Annotated in this window: 22 protein-coding genes and 1 other annotated feature; of the genes, 17 read left to right on the top strand and 5 right to left on the bottom strand. The window is 34.0% G+C overall.

Annotated features, from left to right (window positions below):
* Window positions 1-22: 22 nt before the first annotated feature.
* Entirely contained in the window at window positions 23-1,564 is a 1,542-nt protein-coding gene (locus CW357_RS13555; protein ID WP_124218328.1) for a DHA2 family efflux MFS transporter permease subunit, read from the bottom strand.
* 221 nt (window positions 1,565-1,785) lie between these two features.
* On the opposite strand from CW357_RS13555, the gene CW357_RS13550 reads away from it, so the two are divergent.
* The gene (locus tag CW357_RS13550; protein ID WP_119415154.1) at window positions 1,786-2,679 is read left to right on the top strand and encodes a TetR/AcrR family transcriptional regulator; all 894 of its coding nucleotides are present in this window, start codon (window positions 1,786-1,788) and stop codon (window positions 2,677-2,679) included.
* Window positions 2,680-2,782: 103 nt separating this feature from the next.
* On the opposite strand, the gene CW357_RS13545 is transcribed toward CW357_RS13550, so the two are convergent.
* Window positions 2,783-3,493, bottom strand: coding sequence for a VIT1/CCC1 transporter family protein (locus CW357_RS13545; RefSeq protein WP_124218327.1), 711 nt, complete (start codon window positions 3,491-3,493; stop codon window positions 2,783-2,785).
* A gap of 243 nt (window positions 3,494-3,736) precedes the next feature.
* On the opposite strand from CW357_RS13545, the gene CW357_RS13540 reads away from it, so the two are divergent.
* The 3 genes from CW357_RS13540 (at window position 3,737) to CW357_RS13530 (ending at window position 6,990) form a co-directional block, all read left to right on the top strand.
* Entirely contained in the window at window positions 3,737-4,405 is a 669-nt protein-coding gene (locus CW357_RS13540) for a response regulator transcription factor (RefSeq protein ID WP_124218326.1), read from the top strand.
* Window positions 4,395-5,438: a sensor histidine kinase gene (locus tag CW357_RS13535; RefSeq protein ID WP_158582325.1), complete on the top strand. Its 1,044-nt coding sequence runs from the start codon at window positions 4,395-4,397 to the stop codon at window positions 5,436-5,438. Before CW357_RS13540 ends, CW357_RS13535 begins: the two co-directional genes overlap by 11 nt.
* A gap of 73 nt (window positions 5,439-5,511) precedes the next feature.
* Window positions 5,512-6,990: a multicopper oxidase family protein gene (locus CW357_RS13530; RefSeq protein WP_369973758.1), complete on the top strand. Its 1,479-nt coding sequence runs from the start codon at window positions 5,512-5,514 to the stop codon at window positions 6,988-6,990.
* 83 nt (window positions 6,991-7,073) lie between these two features.
* On the opposite strand, the gene CW357_RS13525 is transcribed toward CW357_RS13530, so the two are convergent.
* Window positions 7,074-7,859, bottom strand: a complete 786-nt coding sequence (locus CW357_RS13525) for a GNAT family N-acetyltransferase (protein ID WP_119415149.1) — start codon at window positions 7,857-7,859, stop codon at window positions 7,074-7,076.
* Between the two features lie 495 nt (window positions 7,860-8,354).
* On the opposite strand from CW357_RS13525, the gene CW357_RS13520 reads away from it, so the two are divergent.
* Window positions 8,355-8,726, top strand: coding sequence for an iron chaperone (locus CW357_RS13520; RefSeq protein ID WP_119415148.1), 372 nt, complete (start codon window positions 8,355-8,357; stop codon window positions 8,724-8,726).
* Between the two features lie 263 nt (window positions 8,727-8,989).
* Here the strand turns inward: CW357_RS13520 and CW357_RS18790 are convergent, their stop codons facing one another.
* On the bottom strand, window positions 8,990-9,799 hold the full coding sequence (locus CW357_RS18790) for a methyl-accepting chemotaxis protein (protein WP_305794142.1): 810 nt from the start codon (window positions 9,797-9,799) through the stop codon (window positions 8,990-8,992).
* Between the two features lie 337 nt (window positions 9,800-10,136).
* Between CW357_RS18790 and CW357_RS13510 the strand changes: the two genes are divergently transcribed.
* The 12 genes from CW357_RS13510 to CW357_RS13455 all read left to right on the top strand — a co-directional run bounded on the left by CW357_RS13510 (window position 10,137) and on the right by CW357_RS13455 (window position 20,381).
* Complete coding sequence (locus CW357_RS13510) at window positions 10,137-10,691, top strand: RNA polymerase sigma factor (protein WP_164489604.1); 555 nt, start codon at window positions 10,137-10,139, stop codon at window positions 10,689-10,691.
* Window positions 10,688-11,443 (top strand): hypothetical protein, encoded by a 756-nt coding sequence (locus tag CW357_RS13505; protein ID WP_124218324.1) that lies wholly within the window; start codon window positions 10,688-10,690, stop codon window positions 11,441-11,443. The genes CW357_RS13510 and CW357_RS13505 overlap by 4 nt, the downstream gene beginning before the upstream one ends.
* Window positions 11,437-12,306 (top strand): ABC transporter ATP-binding protein, encoded by an 870-nt coding sequence (locus CW357_RS13500; protein WP_124218323.1) that lies wholly within the window; start codon window positions 11,437-11,439, stop codon window positions 12,304-12,306. Before CW357_RS13505 ends, CW357_RS13500 begins: the two co-directional genes overlap by 7 nt.
* Before the next feature lie 5 nt (window positions 12,307-12,311).
* Window positions 12,312-13,538, top strand: a complete 1,227-nt coding sequence (locus CW357_RS13495) for a hypothetical protein (protein WP_124218322.1) — start codon at window positions 12,312-12,314, stop codon at window positions 13,536-13,538.
* Between the two features lies 1 nt (window position 13,539).
* Window positions 13,540-14,676, top strand: a complete 1,137-nt coding sequence (locus CW357_RS13490; protein ID WP_124218321.1) for a hypothetical protein — start codon at window positions 13,540-13,542, stop codon at window positions 14,674-14,676.
* Window positions 14,677-14,871: 195 nt separating this feature from the next.
* Window positions 14,872-15,396: a hypothetical protein gene (locus tag CW357_RS13485; RefSeq protein WP_124218320.1), complete on the top strand. Its 525-nt coding sequence runs from the start codon at window positions 14,872-14,874 to the stop codon at window positions 15,394-15,396.
* 344 nt (window positions 15,397-15,740) lie between these two features.
* On the top strand, window positions 15,741-16,112 hold the full coding sequence (locus tag CW357_RS13480) for a hypothetical protein (protein ID WP_124218319.1): 372 nt from the start codon (window positions 15,741-15,743) through the stop codon (window positions 16,110-16,112).
* A gap of 142 nt (window positions 16,113-16,254) precedes the next feature.
* Window positions 16,255-16,542: a hypothetical protein gene (locus CW357_RS13475; RefSeq protein ID WP_124218318.1), complete on the top strand. Its 288-nt coding sequence runs from the start codon at window positions 16,255-16,257 to the stop codon at window positions 16,540-16,542.
* Between the two features lie 313 nt (window positions 16,543-16,855).
* Window positions 16,856-17,119: a binding site (T-box leader), on the top strand.
* Window positions 17,120-17,180: 61 nt separating this feature from the next.
* Complete coding sequence (locus CW357_RS13470) at window positions 17,181-18,410, top strand: MFS transporter (RefSeq protein WP_124218317.1); 1,230 nt, start codon at window positions 17,181-17,183, stop codon at window positions 18,408-18,410.
* 444 nt (window positions 18,411-18,854) lie between these two features.
* A complete protein-coding gene (locus CW357_RS13465; RefSeq protein ID WP_124218316.1) occupies window positions 18,855-19,364 on the top strand; it encodes a DUF2798 domain-containing protein in 510 nt (169 codons plus the stop codon).
* A 221-nt stretch (window positions 19,365-19,585) separates the two neighbouring features.
* The gene (locus CW357_RS13460; protein WP_124218315.1) at window positions 19,586-20,080 is read left to right on the top strand and encodes a S4 domain-containing protein; all 495 of its coding nucleotides are present in this window, start codon (window positions 19,586-19,588) and stop codon (window positions 20,078-20,080) included.
* Window positions 20,081-20,228: 148 nt separating this feature from the next.
* A complete protein-coding gene (locus tag CW357_RS13455) occupies window positions 20,229-20,381 on the top strand; it encodes a GNAT family N-acetyltransferase (RefSeq protein WP_124218314.1) in 153 nt (50 codons plus the stop codon).
* A gap of 216 nt (window positions 20,382-20,597) precedes the next feature.
* On the opposite strand, the gene CW357_RS13450 is transcribed toward CW357_RS13455, so the two are convergent.
* Window positions 20,598-21,284 (bottom strand): Dph6-related ATP pyrophosphatase, encoded by a 687-nt coding sequence (locus tag CW357_RS13450; protein ID WP_124218313.1) that lies wholly within the window; start codon window positions 21,282-21,284, stop codon window positions 20,598-20,600.
* Window positions 21,285-21,521 lie beyond the last annotated feature (237 nt).

Genomic DNA, 21,521 nt, shown 5'->3' with positions numbered 1-21,521 from the left:
TTGTGCCACTTTGAATAAATGCTTATTTTGCTGTTTTGTCTTCTTCAACTTGTGCTGGTGTTACTTTAACTCGTTTTAAGAATAAAGATAAGACAAGTGCTACAATTGTAATGATCATAGCGATGAAGAATGAGAAGTTAATACCTTCTACCATGGCTTTGTTAGCTAAATGTTTAGCAACTTCTTTACCATATTTGGCCATTTGAACTTCTGTCATTTGTTCACCGTTTTGAGCAGCTTCCATTGCTTTTTCTTTTACTTTTTTCGCAACAGTTGCTTTAATGTCTAGGTCGTCTGCTTCGCTCTTTGTACGGTTTGTCATGATTGTGATCATAACTGCAGAACCGATTGCACCTGCAACTTGTTGAAGTGTGTTGTTAAGTGCTGTACCATGTGGATTTAAACGTTGTGGTAATTGGTTTAAACCATTTGTCATGATAGGCATCATTACCATTGACATACCGAACATACGAACAGTGTATGCAATGATTAAGTAAGTGTAAGTAGTATCTAATTTTAATTGTGATAAATAGTAAGTTGCAATGGATACAATTGCTAAACCAACTACTGCTAAAGGACGAGGACCAATACGGTCAAATAATTTACCAGTGATTGGTGACATAAGCCCCATTACAAGTGCTCCTGGTAACATCATTAATCCAGCGTCTAATGGTGAAATACCACGAACATTTTGTACATATAATGGAGTTAAGATCATACCAGAGAACATCGCCATTGAAATAACTACTGAGATTATGCTACCCATAGCGTACATTGGGTGTTTGTATACTTCCATGCTTAGAAGTGGTTTTTCAAGTCGTAATTGACGAAGTACAAAGATGATTAAAGCTATTGTACCAATTGTGATAGTACCCCAAACTTCGAATGCATTCCAACCTGCAGATGAAGCAGTAGAGAATCCATATAACAGGCCACCAAAACCAATTGTAGATAAGATGATGGATAATACATCGACTGTAACAGGTCTTGTTTCCATTACATTATCGAATTTAAAGATTCCCAATAATAATGAAATTACAGCGAATGGTAAGATAACAATGAATAAGTAGTGCCATGAGAAATGCTCAACTAAGTAACCAGATAATGTAGGACCGATGGCTGGTGCCATGATCATAACAAGACCGAAGATTCCCATTGCTGCCCCACGTTTTTCAACAGGGAAGCTAACTAACATAATATTCATTAATAATGGACCCATTACTGATGCGCCAAGAGCTTGAATCATACGAGCTGCTAGTAACACACCAAAGCTTGGTGCCCAAATCGCTAATGCTGTACCGATTGTGAAAATCGTCATTGAAGTGACGAATAATGTTTTATTTTTGAAGCGCGTAATTAAAAATGCACTAGCTGGTACAAGTACACCACTTATTAACATGTAACCAGTTGCTAGCCATTGAACAGTTGATGCTTCAACATCAAAATCCTTCATAATAGAAGGAAGCGCTACGTTTAAAAGCGTATTGTTTAAAAACGCTACGAATGCCCCGACGAATAATATTGCAATCATCAAGTAAGGGGGCTTTTTATGTGTTGTGTTCATGCTTAAATCCCTCTTATCCTATTTTTATATTTTAAGTTTACTTGATTTATTTTATACTCGCAGTTCAATTATTGCAAGAAAAATATAGAGAGGGTATTGGAAACCTTAATAGAAAGGGCTTTCATAATTATAATGTTAGTCCATTCACTTGCCGGTTCGTGTAGAAATAGGGTAAAATTAAACTGTTAGTTCAACTTAATATACTAAAAAAAGGTGAATATATGAACAACCGTAAGCGACAAATTATTAAGGCTTGTGTAAAATTATTCTCTGAAAAAGGTTTTACGGAAACATCGATTCAAGATATCTTGGATGAAGCTCAAATTTCAAAAGGGACGTTCTACAACTATTTCCCATCTAAAAAAGAATGTTTAATAGCTATTTTAGATATTGGACGAAAAGAAACGAATGTACGCAAAATCAAAGCTTTAACAGGAAAAGAAAAGAACGACAAGAATGTACTTGCCGCTCAACTGATTTCTTCTCTGCAGGTGAATAAAGAACAAAATCTATTGCCAATTTTTGAATCTATTCTACATTCTGGTGATAAGGAGTTAAAACAATTAGTCGATCAAATGCTTCTACAAGAGATAAATTGGACTGCTCGTCGACTATTAGACATCTACGGTCTTAAATTGGTTCCCTATCATTATGATGCGGCTATTCTTTTGTTCGGTATGATGCATCAAATGTTTCATATTGGAAAGATCATTGGTTATCCACGTGGAAATGTCACTGATAGTGTAAACTTTGTTCTCACTCAACTTGATGCGATTATACCAGAGCTGATTAAAAAACAAAAAACAATGCTTGGTACGTATTTTGAAGATTATATTAAGGAACATACGTTTGTTGAGACCGTCGATCAACAAGAGCTATTGAAACAAGTTACAGGTTTTAAAGCATATTTGGAAAAGCTGAGCTTTCAACAAAACGAGTATCTGGATTATTTAATCGAAGAACTAGGAAAAGAAAAGCCACGTTTTCATATTTTAAGTGTTGTAGCATTCCAATTTTACAATAGTTTTCGCGATACCGTGCATGCACCAGAAGCAATCGAAATTACTAATCATATTTGGCAATTATCGAGGGATAAAAATCAAAAAAATGCATGATATACAAAATAAAAAGAACAGATGTTATCTCCATTAGAGCATTTTCAAAGCACGTATATTTTCTATATACAAAGTTTTGAAGGTGTTTTTCTTTGGACAAATTTTATGAAATCAGTCTTGCTATTAAGAAGGCGATACCTGCAGCGATACCTCCGACTAATGTTGTTTGGAAAGCACTCTTAAATGGGTTTGCACCTGTAAAACGTCCTTTTACAAATCCGAAGATAAACAAAGCGATAAGTGTCATAATGACGGAAAGAAGTAAAGCTGAATTTGCATTTTGAATTAGCATGTAGGGGAACAAAGGAATAAGACCGCCAACTATATAAGAACCGCCAATGGTAGCGGAGCTTGTTAATGCACGCTTTGGCTCCGGTTTTTCTAGTCCAAGTTCATACTTCATCATGAAATCGACCCATTTATCAGAGTCTTTACTCATAGCTTCAACTGCTTCATTAACTGCAGATTCAGGTAGATTCCATTCACGTAATATTTCTGCCACCTCTTCGCGTTCTCGATCCGGCAATTCCACAATTTCTCTTCTTTCACGCTCAAGTTCGGAAGCATAGTGCTCTTCATCTGTACGTGCTGCAAGGTAACCACCGAGTCCCATCGCAATTGACCCAGCAGCAATTTCAGCTACACCCGCTACAACAACTAGATTTGCATTTGAAATACTGCCTGAAAGTCCAGCAGCAAGTGCGAAGGGTACAGTCAATCCATCAGACATACCGATCACAATATCACGAATGAAATCAGATGCCATAAAATGTTTTTCTTCATGTGTTGTTTTAGTACTTTCAGTTTCAGACATAAAAATCTCCCTTTTTTAATAAACGATCTCTATAAATTAAACGATAATAAATACCCATTCATTTCCTAGAAAATAAAACATGGTGCATTTCCAATTGAATAGCACCATGTTTTCTTTTAATATGTATTATTTTCATTATGACATACAATAAAATACACAAATATGTCTTATTGTAATTGATATTTTATAGAAGTAATTAGATTATATTTAAAATATAATTAAAGAAAACAGGAGATTTTATACATGAAAGTTTTAATCGTAGATGATGAAGAAAAGATTACTAATGTATTGGTATCTTATTTTGAAAAGAATGGAGATATCACTTATGTTGCACATACTGGCGAGTCAGCTATTCAAATAGTAGATGAGGTACCGCTGGATATGATTATTTTAGATTTAATGTTAACCGATATGGCTGGTGAAGATATATGTCAATACGTGAAATTAAATTACGATATTCCAGTAATAATGCTTACGGCCAAAATCTCAATTGATGATAAGCTAAAGGGATTTGAATTAGGTGCTGATGATTATGTAGTAAAACCATTTCACCCTAAAGAAATTATAGTGAGAGCAGAGAGGTTATTACCTGAATCACGTAAAAAACAAATCATTCAATTTGGACAGTTAGTAATTCACAAAAATGAAAGACAGGTATTATTAAATCAAGAAAGTCTTCAACTAACACAACATGAATATAGCATTTTACTATTACTAGTTGAAAATCCTAAAAAAGTCTTTAGCCGAGAGGATATTATAAAAAAGATATTTGGATTTGATATGGATATAAATCTTCGGGTAGTTGATCAACATATTAAGAATATCCGTAAAAAAATAAAGGATAACTACATTCAAACTGTTTTCGGACTAGGTTATAAGATGAATGAAAAGGTTGAAAAAGATGAAATTTAACATAAAAGTTGCATTTATAATAGCGATTTTCACTTTAAGTATGCTTTTAATGATTACGGGCATTTTGCTTTATAAAGGGCATGAACATTTAATGATGCTACATATAACAGATTCTCAAGAAGTCATCCACCATTTTGATATGGCCTTAAGAGAGACGGCATTTTGGTCTATAGCGGTATTGCTCGTTGTCATACTAATTTCAAGTTTATTGATCGCACGTGCATTGGCACGGCCTATTCAAGAAATGAATAATTTCGCTTTATTACTTGTACAGGGAAAGCGGAATTTACATATAACATATACAATCGATGATCAAATTGGACAATTAGGACAATCCTTATTAAAACTAGACGAAACATTAGAAACCTATGAGCTTCGCCGAAAGGAAATGACACAAGATCTTGCTCATGAAATTCGAAATCCACTAGCTTCGATTAAAAGTTATTTGAGTGCATTTGAAGATGGAGTTTGGACAGCGACTCCTGAACGTTTGCAAGCATGTGTGGAAGAAATTGATCGACTCATCCTCCTTGTTGGAGAATTAGATACCCTGAATGATATTAATAGTCCAACGTTTAAAGTTGTGAAGAAAGAAGAAACAATCGAAAATTTAATAGAGAAAGCTGTGATAGGAATTGCCAGTGAGTTGCTTGAAAAAGATATCCAGCTAGAATTGGATTTAGATTCATCAATCCATGCGCATGTAGACGAGCTTAGATTAAATCAAATTCTCCATAATATTATTAAAAATGCCATGTACCATGTTCAAAGAGAAGGCTTAATCCTCATTAAATTATTTAAAGAAAGTAACTACTTTATCATTCTTATCCAAGATAACGGAGTAGGTATGGATTTAGAAACAAGTAAAAAGATTTTTCAGCGAAATTATCGAGGGGAAAATCTCTATCCCGGTAGTGGAATTGGAATGACCATAACGAAAAAACTTGTTGAGGCACACGGTGGAACGATTACAGTAAAAAGTCATGAAAATGAAGGAACAACTTTTTATATAAAAATGCCTCTTTCTACATAATTTCTACACAACTCTTTCGTATGATCGTTGCGAAAGGACGTGTTGATGTATGAAGAAAGTGGCATTAGCAAGTATGATAATTAGTCTTGGGTTACTTAGTGCTTGTAGTGAAAGTAATAGTGATCATTCTTCCAGTAAAGACATGAAGGGAATGGATCATTCATCTATGAATATGGGGGGCATGGACCACACCAATATGGATATGAGCCATGAATCCATCACAGAGTTAAACAGTAGCCTTGGAGAAAATGAATTAACGTTTCCGAAAATGCTTGGACCAGACCAAAAGAAGAACAATTCAATTTCATATACAGTTCGAGCACAACAAGGTACTTCTGAAATTTATGATGGGGTTAAAACGATGACATATGGATATAATGGTAACTTTTTAGGCCCTGTTATTCGCCTCGAAAAAGGCATGAACGTCAACATTCATTTAGTAAATGATTTAGATGAAGAAACTACTTTCCATTGGCATGGACTTGAAATTCCTGGAAACGAAGATGGCGGTCCACATAAAGTATTAAAACCAGGAGAAACAAAGACCATTCACTTTAAAGTGAATCAAGAAGCAGCAACACTTTGGTTCCATCCACATCCAATGCATGAAACAGGCAAACAAGTATATAAAGGCTTAGCAGGATTGCTTTATATTGATGATCAGAATAGCGAGAAATTAGATATTCCAAAATCATATGGAGAAGACGATCTACCAATTATTCTTCAAGATAAAACATTTACAAAAGATAAACAACTAGATTATGACAAAGTGTTGAATGAAGATGGAACGACAGGGGACACGCTGTTAATCAATGGAGTTGTAAACCCAAAACTAACAATCGAGCGAAAAAAAGTTCGATTACGCATTTTAAACGGTTCTAATATGAGGAATTATACGTTACATTTTAATAATGATATGGAATTCCAACAAATCGCAAGTGACGGTGGTTTCTTAAATAAACCTACTACAACAAATGAGATTGAAGTTGCACCTGGAGAAAGAGTAGAGGTCATTGTAGATTTAACAAAAGTGAAGGAAAATGAAGTTTCTCTAGTCAATGAAGACAAGAAAACAATTTTACCAATTCATCTAAAAGGAACCGTAAATCATTCCAAAACAGTAGAAACTGTAAACCAATTAAATTCTATTCGTACTACCGATGATATGAAAAACAAAAAGGTCACAAAAACAATAAAACTGGCGGGCATGATGAACAATGTGACGATTAATGATAAGAAGTTTGACCCAAATCGAATCGATTTTACACAAAAGGTAAATGAAACGGAAGTTTGGGAAATTGATAATGTAAAAGATGCAATGGGGGGGATGAACCATCCATTCCACATCCATGGCACACAATTCCGAGTGATCTCAATTGATGGTAAAGAACCACCGGCAAATTTATCTAGTTTAAAAGATACGATTTCATTGAAACCGGGTCAAAAAGCAAAAATTGCTGTGAAGTTTACACAAAAGGGAATCTATATGTTCCATTGCCATATTCTTGAACATGAAGATAATGGCATGATGGGACAAATTAAAGTTGACTAGACAATATACTTAGAAATAAAAAGCAATAAGCCATTTTGATACATCTTGTCAAAATGGCTTATATTTATAAATTGAAAGGATACTTACCCCTGAATTTCTTTGATACTTTTTCCGCCTAAAAAAGCATGTCCTGTTCTAAGCTTATCTACCGTTTGGAATCCATATTTTTGATATACTTTTTCGATTGATTCATTTATTGGAAATACCCAGAGTTTCTCTAGACCGTTATTCGTAATTTCTTTTTGTACAAATTGAATGAGTTCACCTACGAAGCCTTTTCCTCTATATTCTTCGAGTGTCGCAACACTCTCTAATCGAGCTTGATGATTATGTTCAAAAATACATGCTGTTGAGCAAGGGGTTCCATCATATCGAAGAAGATAGTGTGTGAAAGAAGGATGATTGAATTGTTCTTCGAAGACTTTCTGTATGATTTCTTTTCCACCAAATTCCTTGATGCTAGACTCGATTTCTAATGCTTCTTGATAATTCTTTTTGGTAACCTTTTCAATAGAGGTTAGTTTTCTTTTTTCGATTTTAATAACTTGATTGTCCCATAACTGAACAGGACTAATGAGTTCTTCATAGCCAAAATTATTTGACTTAAGCTCAGAGATTAAGTCTTGTTGGACATCTAAATTATAGATATAAAATCTAGGTATGATATTTCTAGAAATATAAAAATCTTTGACTTCATCAAGGATTTGTTTTGGATCATGAAAAGAATCGCTTATATGCGCATGATTTGCATCATAATAATTTGGTTGGTTTTCATTGCAAAAAAAAGCACCCCAGGAAGTATCGAATCGTTTCGTAAAGGTTTCCAAGTATGCGAAATCAAGTAATAGAATATCTTTTAAATTTAACATATTATTAGTCTCCTATATTTTATTTGAATAATTGAAATAGAGAATATAACTATATTTTTCATTCTCTAGAATTTATTTTCAATTGTCCAGTCGATTTTAACATTTAATTTCTTGCAATTGTAAATATTATAAATGATTCTTCTTATCGTTATATCTATAATTTTCCTATTTATGGTATCATTACTGAAAGATTGGCGGTGTAATAAAGTGAAAAATATCATTTTGGGGATTTTTATTGGGGTTTTAATAGGTGAGATTGTATACGATTTTTTCTTTAAAGGTGAATTTAGTTTATTTCACATTCTCTTTTTAACAATTGCCATAAGCTTCGGTTTTTACTTTGCTAGACTAATAAATAGTTATAGATTGTAGTAGTTGAGGTGATAAATTGGACTAAAGTATTTATAGTTATGTATTCTAATAGAAGATAAAAAACTAGCAAATGCTGAAAGATAAATCTTTTGGCTAAAATAAATAATATCAAAGGAGGAAGACATGGAAGTTTTTGCAGAATATTTATCAGGTATCGATAATCCAGATCACCGCGAACGAACAGAAGAAATTTTGACATGGGTTGCTAGCAAGTATCCAAATTTAGAACCACAAATCAAGTGGAATACACCAATGTTCACAGATCATGGAACATTTATCATTGGCTTTTCCACATCGAAGAATCATATGAGCATTTCCCCAGAAGAAGCTGGCATTGCACACTTTGCCGATGACATTACCAATGCTGGCTACACTCACACAAAAGGCTTGTTCCGAATTCTGTGGAAAGAACCTGTAAATTACGAATTGCTTGAGGAAATAATAGAATTTAATATTCAGGATAAAGCAGGAGATATGAATTTTTGGCGGAAATAAACTATTGCTCCTAAAAGTACATCAATTTTGTTAGAGTGAAATTGACTAGAACAGCTGTGTCAACACTAAACAATACAACTTTTATGAGGAATGTAGCTTGAATTCTTTAGGGGTTATGTACCCAAATGTTTTGTGTATTTGACAATAACATAATCATTTAATTCAAAAGACAGTGACAGCGGGTAAGCATCTAAAGTTAATTTAGAGTAAAAAGGAACCGATTAATTCCCATGAGGAAGTCGGTTCCTTTTCACTTAGAATTATTATTCAATGTTTTCAAAGTCCTCAATGGTTTTCTTGAATTTGGTTTGCGTTTCAAGAATTGATTTTTGTAAATTATCGGTGATAGCATTTATCCTTTTTACTTCTTGTGTGATGTTTTCTATATTGCTATCTACTTGACTAATTGAATCTGAGACATTTCCCGCTAATCTACGAACTTCATCCGCTACAACCTTAAAGCCTCTACCATATTCCCCTGCACGAGCGGCTTCAATGGCTGCATTTAATGCCAGCATATTCGTTTGAGAAGCTATATTGCGTATTAATTTAGATACTTCACTTATTAAATCGGTTTGCTCTTTTAATGAATGAATCGTTTCCATTTTTTCTTTAGAATTTGCAACGACCAAATCTACTAATTCTACTGGCATATTTTTTAATTGAGAAATGATTTCTGTTGTTTTGTTTTCACGTTCTGTAATATCCGTAGCAATTTTAAGGACAGCTTCTACCTGACCAGTCTCATTTAAAATAGGCATATAAGTAGCTTCAAACCATAGTAAATTCCCTCTTTTCCCAACTCTTTCAATTTTTTCTTGAAACTTGATGCCTTTGGAGAGACTTTCCCATAATTCAAGATATTCTTTGCTATTTACATATTCTTCAGTACAGAATTGTCTATGGGACATATTTTTCATTTCATTAACAGTGTATCCCAAAGTTCGTGCGAAATTATCGTTTACCCAAATTACTTCTTTATTTAAGTTGAATTTTATCATTGCTAAATTGGATTCTAAAGCCGATAAAATCGATTTTTGTGTGCTTGTATTGAAATTTACAATGGCGTTCATTGGTAGAAATCTCCCTTATGAATGTATTAAATGGGCTTGTATAAAATATTATATAACCTTTTTACTATTTTTTATATTAATAACCATTATAGAACATTGAGAAGTGGCCACTTAATTTACAATTCAAGAGTCAAAGAAAATATCTCTTTAAATAGATTCTTAAATACAGATTACTGTAGCATTTTTAATATGTTTTACTTAAGTTAGATAATATCATTTTATATATTTTACAATCGGTACATTTAATGACATGATTTTTTGAAAATAATTTTTTGAAAAATTATAAAACTTTTTTATGATACTTTACGAATATATGGTTGTAAAAGGATGTGAGTATGTGTTCAATGTAGAAGAGCGGTGGATCCGACGTATTCAAAAGGATGAGCATGAAGAAAGTTCAAATAAGCTAATTCAGAAATATTATAAAGAAATTTTTGCTTATACATACAATCGGGTGTTTGACCAGCAGCTAGCGATGGATTTGACGCAGGAAATTTTTATTCGTACATTGCAATCGATTAATAGTTTTGATGAAAAGAAAGCTTCTTTTCGAACATGGCTGTATCAAATTGCGCAAAATCATTGCACGGACTATTTTAGATCAAAAGCTTTCCAAACATCAAAGCAGACTGATGTTGTAGAGCAAATAGAGCTTGATGGTGAAGATGAAGTGGTTTCGCTTGTGCTTCATAATCAGCAACTAGTAGAAATTCAAAGTGCATTACAATCATTCGATGAACAAGAACAGCAAATCATACATGGGAAATTGATAGATGATTTGACGTTTATACAGCTAGCAGAAAAACTGCACATTCCATTGTCTACGGTGAAAACGAAATATTATAAAGCCATCAAACATTTAAAAAGAGAATTGGAGGTGCTTCATAAATGAAGGAGCATGATTTTATTCCTTATCCTACAGACGAGGAAATTAAAAATCAAATTACATTAATTGTTGAGAAAGGTTTACCTAAACAGAAATCCTTTTTTAGTGAAATAAAAGGATTATACAAACAAATGGGCTGGCGATATATGTTTCCAAATCAAAATGAGTGGATATTTACTGTCATCGCAATTGTGGCTCTGTTCTTGTTGGTTGGTTTTACATTCGGAAGTGAAGGGGATTTTACGGCAACAAGGATTGCGATATTTTTTATGATTTCGCCGTTTGTATTTATGAGTCTGTCTCTATTTAGTTTTTATGATAAACGAGAAGCACATACATTTGAGTTAGAAATGACAACTAAATTTACAGTTTTCCAGGTGATTGGTGTACGCATGCTAGCATTTAGTAGTATGGCGATTTTATGTAATACGAGTCTTGCATTGTGGCTTGCCTATATGAATGAATTAGCCTTTATGCGTTTGTGGCTACTGTCGTTAACAGGTTTATTTCTATTCGCAACAGGTTTGTTAGTCTTGTTGCATACAGGTCAGGTACTCCCAAAAGTCATTGGGTATGTTAGTGGCTGGGTTGTTGTAAATAGCGGGTTAGTCTGGTTAGCGGATGAAGCTTATGTACAGGTAGTTCTAACATTACCTACAGTTATTTACGGGGGATTAGTTGTCATTTTAATAGTTCTATTTTGGTTGGCATTAAAAAGAATGTATTTACGAAAACAGGAGGGCGTATTGCTATGTTAAAGGTAGAAAATATTAGCAAAAAATATAAAGATTTTCTGGCATTGACGGATTTGAACTTGCAATTTGAAAAAGGGATTTATGGGTTACTTGCACCAAATGGAGCTGGGAAGACAACGTTGATTAAAATGCTTGTGACATTGATTTCCCCAACATCAGGCGCAATCTATTTAAATGGGCAACCGATTACAGCGATGGGAGATGCGTACCGTGAACAGGTAGGTTATTTACCGCAGCAGTTCGGTTTTTATAAGCATTATTCACCAGCCCAGTATTTACGCTATTTAGCTGCGTTAAAAGGGATGGATCATCGGTTAGTGGAAAAGCGGATTGATGAGGTACTTCAGGTTGTCGCATTGTCAGATGTGAAAAATAAAAAAATGCGAAAGTTTTCAGGGGGAATGATTCAACGTGTTGGTATTGCACAGGCGCTTTTAGCAGATCCCCACATTTTAATTTTAGATGAGCCAACCGCTGGGCTTGATCCAAAAGAACGTGCTCGTTTTCGTCAGCTGCTTTCGGAGCTTGCACGCGATAAAATCATACTTATTTCAACGCATGTCGTGTCTGACGTTGAATCAATTGCAAACGAAATCGTGATGATTAAAAATAAGAAACTTTTGTATAAAGCGGATCCTGCAACGATATGCCAGACATTAAATGGTAAAGTTTTTGAAACAACGATGCCGTTCGAGAACTTTCAAAGCTTCCGAAAGCAATATTTAACTTTATCAGAAAAGCAGGAGAATGGGCAAATGCTTGTCCGCTTTTATACAGAACAAGTGCCACTAAATCATTGGCATCAAAGCTCGCCGCAATTAGAGGATGTGTTTTTAGTAGCGTACGAGGATGAGCAGAAAGGGTGAGAGCAATGTATATAACATGGCTTGAAATGAAAAAAGCTTTGTTGTCACCTGTAATCTTGATTCTCCTACTTTTAATGCTTGCCTTAAATTTATTCTTAATCATTAGTAACTCACATCATAAGGAAGAGCTGAAAATTGTAAATGACATTGTGGAAACATACGGTCTGGCCTTTGATGATGAGGTGCTCGCGACAATGGAGGGAGATCTTTTAAAAAGTGCCCAACAATTAGGTGGTACGGATACAGCCGCGTTTTTAGAGGCTATGACATATGAGAAGTATGAACAGGCAAATGTGTCCGATCAAAAACAAATAGATGAAATTAGCTTGAAATTCACCTATCTTCAAGTGGCAAAAGGTTTAGAGGCACGTTATGAGGCGATTGATTTAAGTAAAGAAAAAGAAGCCTTTTTACAGCAATACGCGATGCCAGGCTGGTTAGAGAAAAAGATGGTAGCAGAGTTTAATGACTGGGAAAGTCGTTATGATGAAATTGTCGCTAAGAACGAATATAAGAAATGGTTTTTCTTAAGTAATTATCGAATGCATTCAGAGCTATTTCGTACGCATATGAAAACGCTAGCAGTTGAAGGGGTATTATTAGTCGTGCTATTGACAGCGTTCATTACGAATTATGAGTTCGAACATCGCACACAGCTAGTCATATACCCTACTAAAAAGGGGAGAAAACTTTTATTAAATAAAGGGTTAGCAAGTTTGCTAGCAAGCTTCATTGTGTTAACGGTTTTGTTTGGCGGGACGTTGGCTACATATTTTACCGTCTACGATTATTCAACTGTTTGGCAGGCTTCGATTAGCAGCGGCTTCAATTGGGAGTACCAATTACCATACATAACATGGTGGGACTTGTCTGTTGGGCAGTATTTCGTGCTAGCGCTAGGTATTTTACTAGTGGTCTTAATTATTGTCGTGCTGCTAACATATGCGATTGCCGTATTTGTGAAAAATAGCTATTATACATGGATTATTGGTGTGCTATTACTTATGGCAATGTTTATTGTGCCCGCGTATTTTTCAAATAGTGTCATTTTGTGGCTATCGTCTTTCAATATTTCGATGTTGTTAATGAATCCACATGAATATTTTGATGGTGGCAGGATGTTTATGGAGACACAGTACCATGAAGTGTGGACGTTGGTTATATGGTTATCCATTGCTAGCATCGCTGTGTGCTGGGCCATTCATTATTTCAATCGGAAGGATGTCATGTAAGATGAAGTTATTTTTTTACGAGGTACGTAAAATATTTTCCTGGAAGTTGTTACTGCTCATTTTATTAGTAAACGTATTACTTTTTAAGTTGTTAATAGAGTTTGATTTAGACTATTTTCCAAATGGAAGGCCTACAGGCGATCATTTTGACATTGAACAACAAATTATTCCTATGTTCGGTGCCGAGTGGGATGAAGAAGAGCTATCAGAGTTACAGGGGATGTATGATGCAGAGGTGGCGGATGCGGACGCTTATTTAGCAAACGATCCAGAAGCAGTTGCGGTTGGCATGGATAGTTATGAAAAATTTAAGAACTATGATTACGAGAATGAGGAGCAAAAAGCGTACCATGATAAAATTTTTTTTGATAGTGATGAAGATTTTCCGTGGCGCCTTCAAACATACGAGTGGTATTTCACGGAATATCAGTCTAGAGAAGAGTCGATTATTACTTATATGAACGATGTATCTGAAGGCCAGAAAAAGAGACTGCAGCAGCTTTTAGATGAAAAGCGATTTGCTTTTTATTCAGATGTTGTAACAAATAATTTTAAAACATATAAGACATCGATTGCGATTGCGATTTTTGTCAGTATAGCCATCCTAATCTCACCGATTTTTATTCGAGATAAAATAGCGAATGTTCAGCCGTTACAGTATTCATCTGCAAAAGGACGCAAATTGTACCGAACGAAATGGTTTGCGGGGCTTTTCAGCGGCACTTTACTTACGGCTATCTTATTACTATTTTATATGGCGCTTTATGGAACGAATGATACGCATTTACATTTTGATTTACCGTTGACCTCATTTGGCTGGAATTATCATTGGTATGACATAACGTTTTGGCAATATATTATACTATCGGTTATTGTAATCTTTATACTTTCTGTGGTTTTAACGGTTTTAACAATGGCTATTTCAAGTATTGTACCGAATCGAATCGTGTTAATCGGCGTGCAAATTGGTGTGCAATTTTTGATGATTGCTGTTGGAGCAACGTATGTAGTTCAGCATGTAATTGATTTAAATTACGCGCAACTATTCGTACCAAGTCTATTTGGTGGGTTTACATTGTTTACTGTGTTGATAATGTGGGCTGTTTGGAAGAGAGAGTTAAAAAGAGATATTGTATAACTAATTGGAGTACGTTCAAACATTTGGTTTGGGACGGCTTTTCGATTATTCTATTGTGTATATAGATTTTTATTTGAGGGGGTATTTGTTCCTTCAAAATCAGGACAGATTGGTCTTAATGACGTTCGAGTTTAATTAGTATGGTTGGACTTATCTTGGGAAAAATATCCCTAAATACGAATTGGGGGTATGTGAATGAAGAAAAGTGTAACACTTTTATTTATATTCATCGGGTTTTTTTATTATATCAGTGGTGGATGGCAAACTGTTAAAGCAACACAAAAAATGAGTATAGAAAAACACTACCATGAATTAGGGTACAAATCTGTTTCAAATGCAATACAAGAAACTGAAGCCTATTATAAGACAAACTTAGTATTACCAAAAAAACTACCGCCATTAGATTTTAGCCACTCTTTTGGTAGGTTTAGCAAAGAAAATGAGAATCTTGAAATAGAATATTTAAATGAAAAGAAGCACTTTAATTATATAATAAATATATTCCCTGCGAAGTATGATAATAAGCTACTTCCGTTTTCAGATACTAAAATAATTCTAAAAGATGGAACCCAAGCCTATTACTCAACTTCGGGAATAGATGAAAAAAGTATTATGATTCTTAAATTTAAAAAAAATAATTTAATTTATATTCTAAGCATTCAGGAAATTCTGATTGATAATCCTTTGTCTACTTTAGAAGAAATTGCAAACTCATTTTAAATAAAAGAATTCCAAGATAAGTTTTAAATTACTAATTAAACAACCAACGAACTGATTAAACAATCGGGAGCGTTTACAAAGTAAAGAATCTACGCTTTTTTAAACAAAAGGTCCCTATTCTTGAATAAGGATGAGCACTTATTTCCATTTTAGGGCCTTATTGTGGAATAACACTTCCAAACAAAACTGGATATTCAAGATAAAATCGATACGTATAAGAATCCTAAAACAAGAAATCTTGAGCACTGACTAGTTGTTGTTGTTGTCATAAAAATTAATGACTCTTCAAATAACTAATCCTACGTTATACTATCTACATATCTATTTTTAAGGAGATTTTATTTTTGGAATTAACTGAACACATAAAAAGACATAAGAAAAGAAAAACAGTAACTGAAATTATTAAAATAATCTTTGGATCATTTGTGCTTTTTGTCATATCAAACATTTTTGAAATGATAATTAAAAAGAATAAGATTGATGATTCAACTTCATTTTTAAAATTTTTAATTAACTACAACACAGATTTATTTGCTATTTCTGTACTTTATCTCGTCTTTGCTACTATAAGTTTACTTATTAGCAAGAAGCTCAAAAAGGATAGGTTTTTTACTGATTATTTTCCAATCTCAATGTTGAAAATGTTATCCTACTTCGTTGCTTTTGCATTAGTGACAATATTAATTTGTAAAATGTTCCTATATGTAATTCAATGATGACTTTTCGCCATAAATTTGCTTATAAGTTCATGAGCTGCGATATACCTTTCGTCATTAAGCGCAAGCTGCATCCAGTTATTCAACAAAAGGCCGTTTTTCTGAAATAAATGGTAACGATTTTTAAGGAGCTGAAACTTTTATGATTATTAAAGTTAAATTTGATGACGATTTTATTCAATACATTTCTTGTTCAACAAAAGTAGGTAGGAAGATAAACTGTATTCAGGAAGACTTTCTAGATTGGATTTTTGATGAAGAAAAGAATATAAAATATTGGGCAATAGAAAATGGTGAAAGAATTTGCCCTAGTTATGACGCAAATGCACTTGTTGAATGGTTAAATAATGTAAGATTTAAAAGAGGGATTGCTAAAGCTAATTTAATCACGAATCCGCAATTAAAAGTAAAAAAGATAGTATATTATTAGTTTGGTAACGTTAAGTTTATTTCAAAGAAGGGTGCAGATCAGAGGATAGATATTCGCTTTTTTACACGAAATGGCCATATTCCTGAATAAAGATTAGATTGTATAGCGAAGATTGTGAAAAAATATACTTAATCTATTGGGGAACTTAGTTGAATAAGAATAAGTAGTTGTGGTTATGCATGAAGTAAATAATTTCTGTAACACCAATATTATAAATAATAATTATTTCATTTTTGGGAAGAAATAATTGATGGTCTTATTTTTTTGTATTGAATTTTAGTTTGTGATAGGATAAAATTTACAAAAATCTATATAAAAAGCGATGAAAAGAAGAGTAAACATACGGACTATATACAGAGACCTCTGGTAGCTGAAAAAGAGGGATAGGAAATGTGTTGAAACAAGTCTTGGAGCTGTGCAGTGGATTTGTTTGTTGGAACAATGATGATGCAACGTATTCTCACGTTAAAGAGATAGAGTATCGCAGGTGATTTATTCACAAAGCCGTACTTGATAAGGCCTCTGCAGTAATGTAGAGATGAACTGGGGTGGCACCGCGATATGACTCGCCCCCAAGATAAATATCTTGGGGGTGAGTTTTTTTATTTTGTTTTAAAAAATAAATAGGAGTGGTGATTATGTCCAGATGGAAGTATCCTTTAATACTATTAGGGGGAATAGGCATTTCAAATGTGGGTGCATGGGTTTACCATATCGCACTCAATTTAATCATATTGAATGAAACAGCTTCTTCACTTGCAATTGCTTTGTTATATATACTAGGTCCAATTGCAACTGTATGTACGAATACTTGGGCAGGTAGTTTCATCGATCGGCTAAATACACGGCGACTGATGATGGGATTAGACGTTTTTCGAGCAATATGTATTGCGATTATTCCATTTTTGCCTTCGCTTATTTATGTTTATATACTAGCGTTTGTCATTAATATAGGGAGTGCGATTTTTCAACCTACATCTATGGTTTATATGACGAAACTAATACCTGAAGAAAATCGGCAACGTTTTAATGCATTACGTAGTTTTATCAACTCTTGTGGTTCACTACTAGGTCCGGCTATTGCTGGGATGTTATTTTGGATGGGTACCCCTTATACTGCCATCTATGTGAATGCAGTGGCTTTGTTTTCTTCGGCACTGATTATAAGGCTGCTGCCTAATGTTGATGAGAGTGTTAAAGAGAAAGAGGGGGAAAGATTTACATGGGAATTGATTAAAAATGATTTTCGGGTTGTTGTTAATTTCAGTAAGGACAATATCTATGTCACAAAGATCTATTTATTATTCAGTGGTACTACTATATTCATGTCTGCAATCGATTCTCTCGAGGCAGCATTTGCGAAAGGTGTACTTTCAATATCAGATACTAATTATGGTTTTTTACTAAGTGTTTTCGGAGCTAGCATAATTATCGGATCAATGATTAATTCTATATTTTCAAAACAACTAGCTGTTCATCTTTTAATAGGTATTGGGACCATTTTCACTTCAATAGGTTATCTAGTATTTTATAGTTCGAGCGGCTTTTATAGTGCAGCAGCGCCTGGTGTATTTTTAATAGGGTTTGCTGTAACGTTTGCGAATACAGGGTATCTGACTTTCTACCAAAATCATGTTCCTGTAAGGATGATGGGAAGATTCGAAAGTCTCTTTAGTGTCATTGAAGCAGGTTTTATCGTGGCTGTAACGGTTTTAATCGGTTTAGCTGCTGAACTAACTTCGATCCGTCCAGTGGGGTTAATAGGTTCATTTGTCTTCTTTTTATTAGGGTTATTGGCATTGAAAGCTGTATCAGGTGTAAAACGGCAAGGATATTTTAATAAAGGTGCTTCTTCTTTAAACAATTAATGATAAAAAGGCTTGACCGAGAGAGTAATCGGCAAGCCTTTACTGTTCCAGATTAATAATTATTGAACTAACCAGCTAATAGTTTAGGAAGAAATATACTTAAACTAATGTGGAGCGTTAGTAAAGAGAAGAAATAAATTTGTTTTTTGATTGAGAAATAAAGAAAGCGTCTTTCTTCGCAAAAAAGGTCCTTTTTCTAAAATAGGGGATATTTCCATTTAGTATTACTTATCTGAGTTCTTTATAAATAGTAAATACTTTGATAAAAATATTTCTAGACTAATAGAAAAGAAGATGGTACTAAAACCTCTTGAAACTCATCTAAAACATGTGATAGATTTATATAATCAGTGTGTGTGGAGATATTGGTCTTACTTATTGATCAAAAATATATGTCGCATGATACGTCTACCATCTGAAATATTTTAAATGGAGATGACGAGCATGTATAAGGAAACCAGATTACCTCGAAACGGAAAAGAAGGAATCATATTTTTGTTGATAGTATCAATCATATCAGTGAACACGATTGCCCCTATTATTATTGGATTGGAACGTGGCTTCAGCAAGGAAGTTTATTTTGATACATTGAAGATTATCCCAATCATGTGGATTATTGTTGTGCTATTAGTAAGAATGATAGCAGGGCCAATTGTTGGCAAACTAGTGCCAAAGTTCGTGGGACAGACCGATGGCTTTAATGCGAGGGTATTATTAACAATTGTATTAAATGTAACAGTGCTATCTCTTTGGCTATCCATTATAGGAACGTGGGTCGGTATGAAACAAATAAGTATAGAACCTTTCCAAAATTTCCTTCATATTTGGCCTAGAAACTTTGGAATTGCTTTCTGGATTGAGTTACTAATTGCTCAGCCGATAGCAAGATTTGCAATGAAAAAATTACATGCAGGTCAAGAACGTAAAGCAGTAGATGGGGAAATAATCAAATAAATAAAGTTAAAAGCCGATTGGTTTTATTAAAAAATCAGCCGGCTTTTTTATTTAGACAGCTTGCGAAGAAATGTACTAAAAAGTAACGAAGCAGCATAGTGAGATAAGAAAGGAGGTCCTTGTGTGGGATCTCCTTTTTAATTTTTTTAATTTTATACTGTGCAGCAAGATATCCAAATAGATGATTGCATACCTTTATCTTATTAAGAGGTGAAGAATTAATGTTAAATATAACATTCCATTGGAAACTTTCTCAAATAACAGAACGAGCTGTAAAGAAGCACTGCAAAATGTGTGGCAAATTATCAGTTTTTACGGACTCCAATGTGCGAAGACATAACGCAAACGGAAAAAGCATATACAAATATGCGATTTATAAATGCGAAAAAAATCATACGTGGAACAAAAAGTTAGCTATTTATAAAACGTTCTCAGAGCATGTTCCTGAAATTGAGGAGCAAAAAGAAGAATCTTCAATTATATCAGCCATTCAAATAGCCAGCTTTGCAGAACAAGGAATAAAGGTGATACACATTGTACTAGACGATGTAATAGGAAAACATCGAATTGATAAAGTGCTTGCAAACCAAATTGAGGATTGGAGTCGATCACAGATCCTAGAAAAGATTGAAAAAGGAGCAATTCAATTAAATGAACAAGTCATTAAACCTAGTTCAAGACTATCAAAGGGAGAATGTATTTCCATTTTCATTTAATGAAAAACATTTAGCAAAAAAACGAACTTTAAAATTAATGAATAGAATATTTTGGATTATTGAACAAATAGGGCAGGTTAGTAGAACAACTAAACATCATCTTAATAAAATGTATTTAATGCTATCATCCTTTCAATGATTCCTTTACATGGCTCTTTCTATGAATAAGGATAAGTACTGCCTCACTGAAAACATTCAACCTCGTTGGGATTGCGATGTTGATAATGTTGCTTCAATAAATTTAGGTAGTAAATTAGGTTTTATCGAGCCCCAAAAATACGCTGTCTATATTATGAAATAGTTTGTAACTTTTTTCGAACTGACACTCTTCAATGATGCAGCACAAAGCTGTGTGCTTCAAATCAGAAGAGGTTATTCTAGATTTTGAATTTATCAAGTGAAAAATTAAATAATAAATAGATATGAAGAAACAATAGATGAAGGTAAAATGGCTGAACACAAAAGTCATGAATCCATGGTTTTGAGAGTACAGCCATTTAATAAAATACAACTTACATTAATCTAGTTCTAAAGGTAAAAAAGCATATTCTCTGTCTGTAATAATCTCACGTTTACGTACTGGAATAGGATGCTTAAAAATGGGCCCATCTATTACTGTAGTATGAAACTCTCCGCCTTCACCGCAGGGATCAATACCACGAGCTTGAAGTTCCTTAATGTATTCATGGGTTAACGTTTGGCCTAAATCGTCCTCTCGCATACCAAGTGATAAATTAACTGTCACAATGATCGTTACAAAACCTAGATTTACGAACTCTTCGACAGCTTCAAGGTGGTTCATTTCCCATAAAGGCATTCCGAGCTTTAATCCTGCATTCTTTGTGACCTTATCATGCCAACAGCCATGAACAGGCATATCCAAGTCGCCAGTTACTAATACTTCTGCACCTTGACCTTTAGCTTTTTCTAACTGGCGTATAAATACTTTTTCGTAATCGTTCCAGCTTGCAGCTGCTGTATATACGGGCAAACCTATAGATTCAGCCTGTGCACGTATAAATTCCATGGACATTCCATGTGATCTGGAACGTTCTCCTTCTTCTTCCAGCATCACGATCAGTCCAATCGCTTCTCCCACTTTTTCTGCTTTATATAGAGCTAAGACACTATCCTTTCCTCCGCTAAAAGAAGCTATAAATTTATGCCCGCGAGCATTATTTTTCCAATCTATAAATTCTGCCATTCGTATCTTTCCCCTTTATTTACCTATAATGCACCTGCAACTAGATTGAGTTTGTGTGTAAATATGATAATTCTTGATAGTTGTCGCAATTTTCGATGCCGTAATATTCTTTGAGATTATTTCTGAGTTCGTTTGATCCTATTTACTTTGTGTTTAACCTTATTCTATATGAAAAAGAATCATCTGTGGTCTTTTTACGGTTTAATAAACACTAGAATAGTAGGAACAAATGCAACA

This window comes from Rummeliibacillus sp. TYF005 (assembly GCF_003844195.1).
In the GTDB taxonomy this organism is placed as follows: domain Bacteria; phylum Bacillota; class Bacilli; order Bacillales_A; family Planococcaceae; genus Rummeliibacillus.
This window is presented reverse-complemented; position numbering and strand designations above follow the sequence as displayed.

Bases quoted from the DNA above. Each gene is read 5' to 3' on its own strand.
- CW357_RS13555 (WP_124218328.1), bottom strand. From the start codon at position 1,564: ATGAACACAACACATAAAAAGCCCCCTTACTTGATGATTGCAATATTA.
- CW357_RS13550 (WP_119415154.1), top strand. From the start codon at position 1,786: ATGAACAACCGTAAGCGACAAATTATTAAGGCTTGTGTAAAATTATTC.
- CW357_RS13545 (WP_124218327.1), bottom strand. From the start codon at position 3,493: ATGTCTGAAACTGAAAGTACTAAAACAACACATGAAGAAAAACATTTT.
- CW357_RS13540 (WP_124218326.1), top strand. From the start codon at position 3,737: ATGAAAGTTTTAATCGTAGATGATGAAGAAAAGATTACTAATGTATTG.
- CW357_RS13535 (WP_158582325.1), top strand. From the start codon at position 4,395: ATGAAATTTAACATAAAAGTTGCATTTATAATAGCGATTTTCACTTTA.
- CW357_RS13530 (WP_369973758.1), top strand. From the start codon at position 5,512: ATGATAATTAGTCTTGGGTTACTTAGTGCTTGTAGTGAAAGTAATAGT.
- CW357_RS13525 (WP_119415149.1), bottom strand. From the start codon at position 7,859: ATGTTAAATTTAAAAGATATTCTATTACTTGATTTCGCATACTTGGAA.
- CW357_RS13520 (WP_119415148.1), top strand. From the start codon at position 8,355: ATGGAAGTTTTTGCAGAATATTTATCAGGTATCGATAATCCAGATCAC.
- CW357_RS18790 (WP_305794142.1), bottom strand. From the start codon at position 9,799: ATGAACGCCATTGTAAATTTCAATACAAGCACACAAAAATCGATTTTA.
- CW357_RS13505 (WP_124218324.1), top strand. From the start codon at position 10,688: ATGAAGGAGCATGATTTTATTCCTTATCCTACAGACGAGGAAATTAAA.
- CW357_RS13500 (WP_124218323.1), top strand. From the start codon at position 11,437: ATGTTAAAGGTAGAAAATATTAGCAAAAAATATAAAGATTTTCTGGCA.
- CW357_RS13495 (WP_124218322.1), top strand. From the start codon at position 12,312: ATGTATATAACATGGCTTGAAATGAAAAAAGCTTTGTTGTCACCTGTA.
- CW357_RS13490 (WP_124218321.1), top strand. From the start codon at position 13,540: ATGAAGTTATTTTTTTACGAGGTACGTAAAATATTTTCCTGGAAGTTG.
- CW357_RS13485 (WP_124218320.1), top strand. From the start codon at position 14,872: ATGAAGAAAAGTGTAACACTTTTATTTATATTCATCGGGTTTTTTTAT.
- CW357_RS13475 (WP_124218318.1), top strand. From the start codon at position 16,255: ATGATTATTAAAGTTAAATTTGATGACGATTTTATTCAATACATTTCT.
- CW357_RS13470 (WP_124218317.1), top strand. From the start codon at position 17,181: ATGTCCAGATGGAAGTATCCTTTAATACTATTAGGGGGAATAGGCATT.
- CW357_RS13465 (WP_124218316.1), top strand. From the start codon at position 18,855: ATGTATAAGGAAACCAGATTACCTCGAAACGGAAAAGAAGGAATCATA.
- CW357_RS13460 (WP_124218315.1), top strand. From the start codon at position 19,586: ATGTTAAATATAACATTCCATTGGAAACTTTCTCAAATAACAGAACGA.
- CW357_RS13455 (WP_124218314.1), top strand. From the start codon at position 20,229: ATGGCTCTTTCTATGAATAAGGATAAGTACTGCCTCACTGAAAACATT.
- CW357_RS13450 (WP_124218313.1), bottom strand. From the start codon at position 21,284: ATGGCAGAATTTATAGATTGGAAAAATAATGCTCGCGGGCATAAATTT.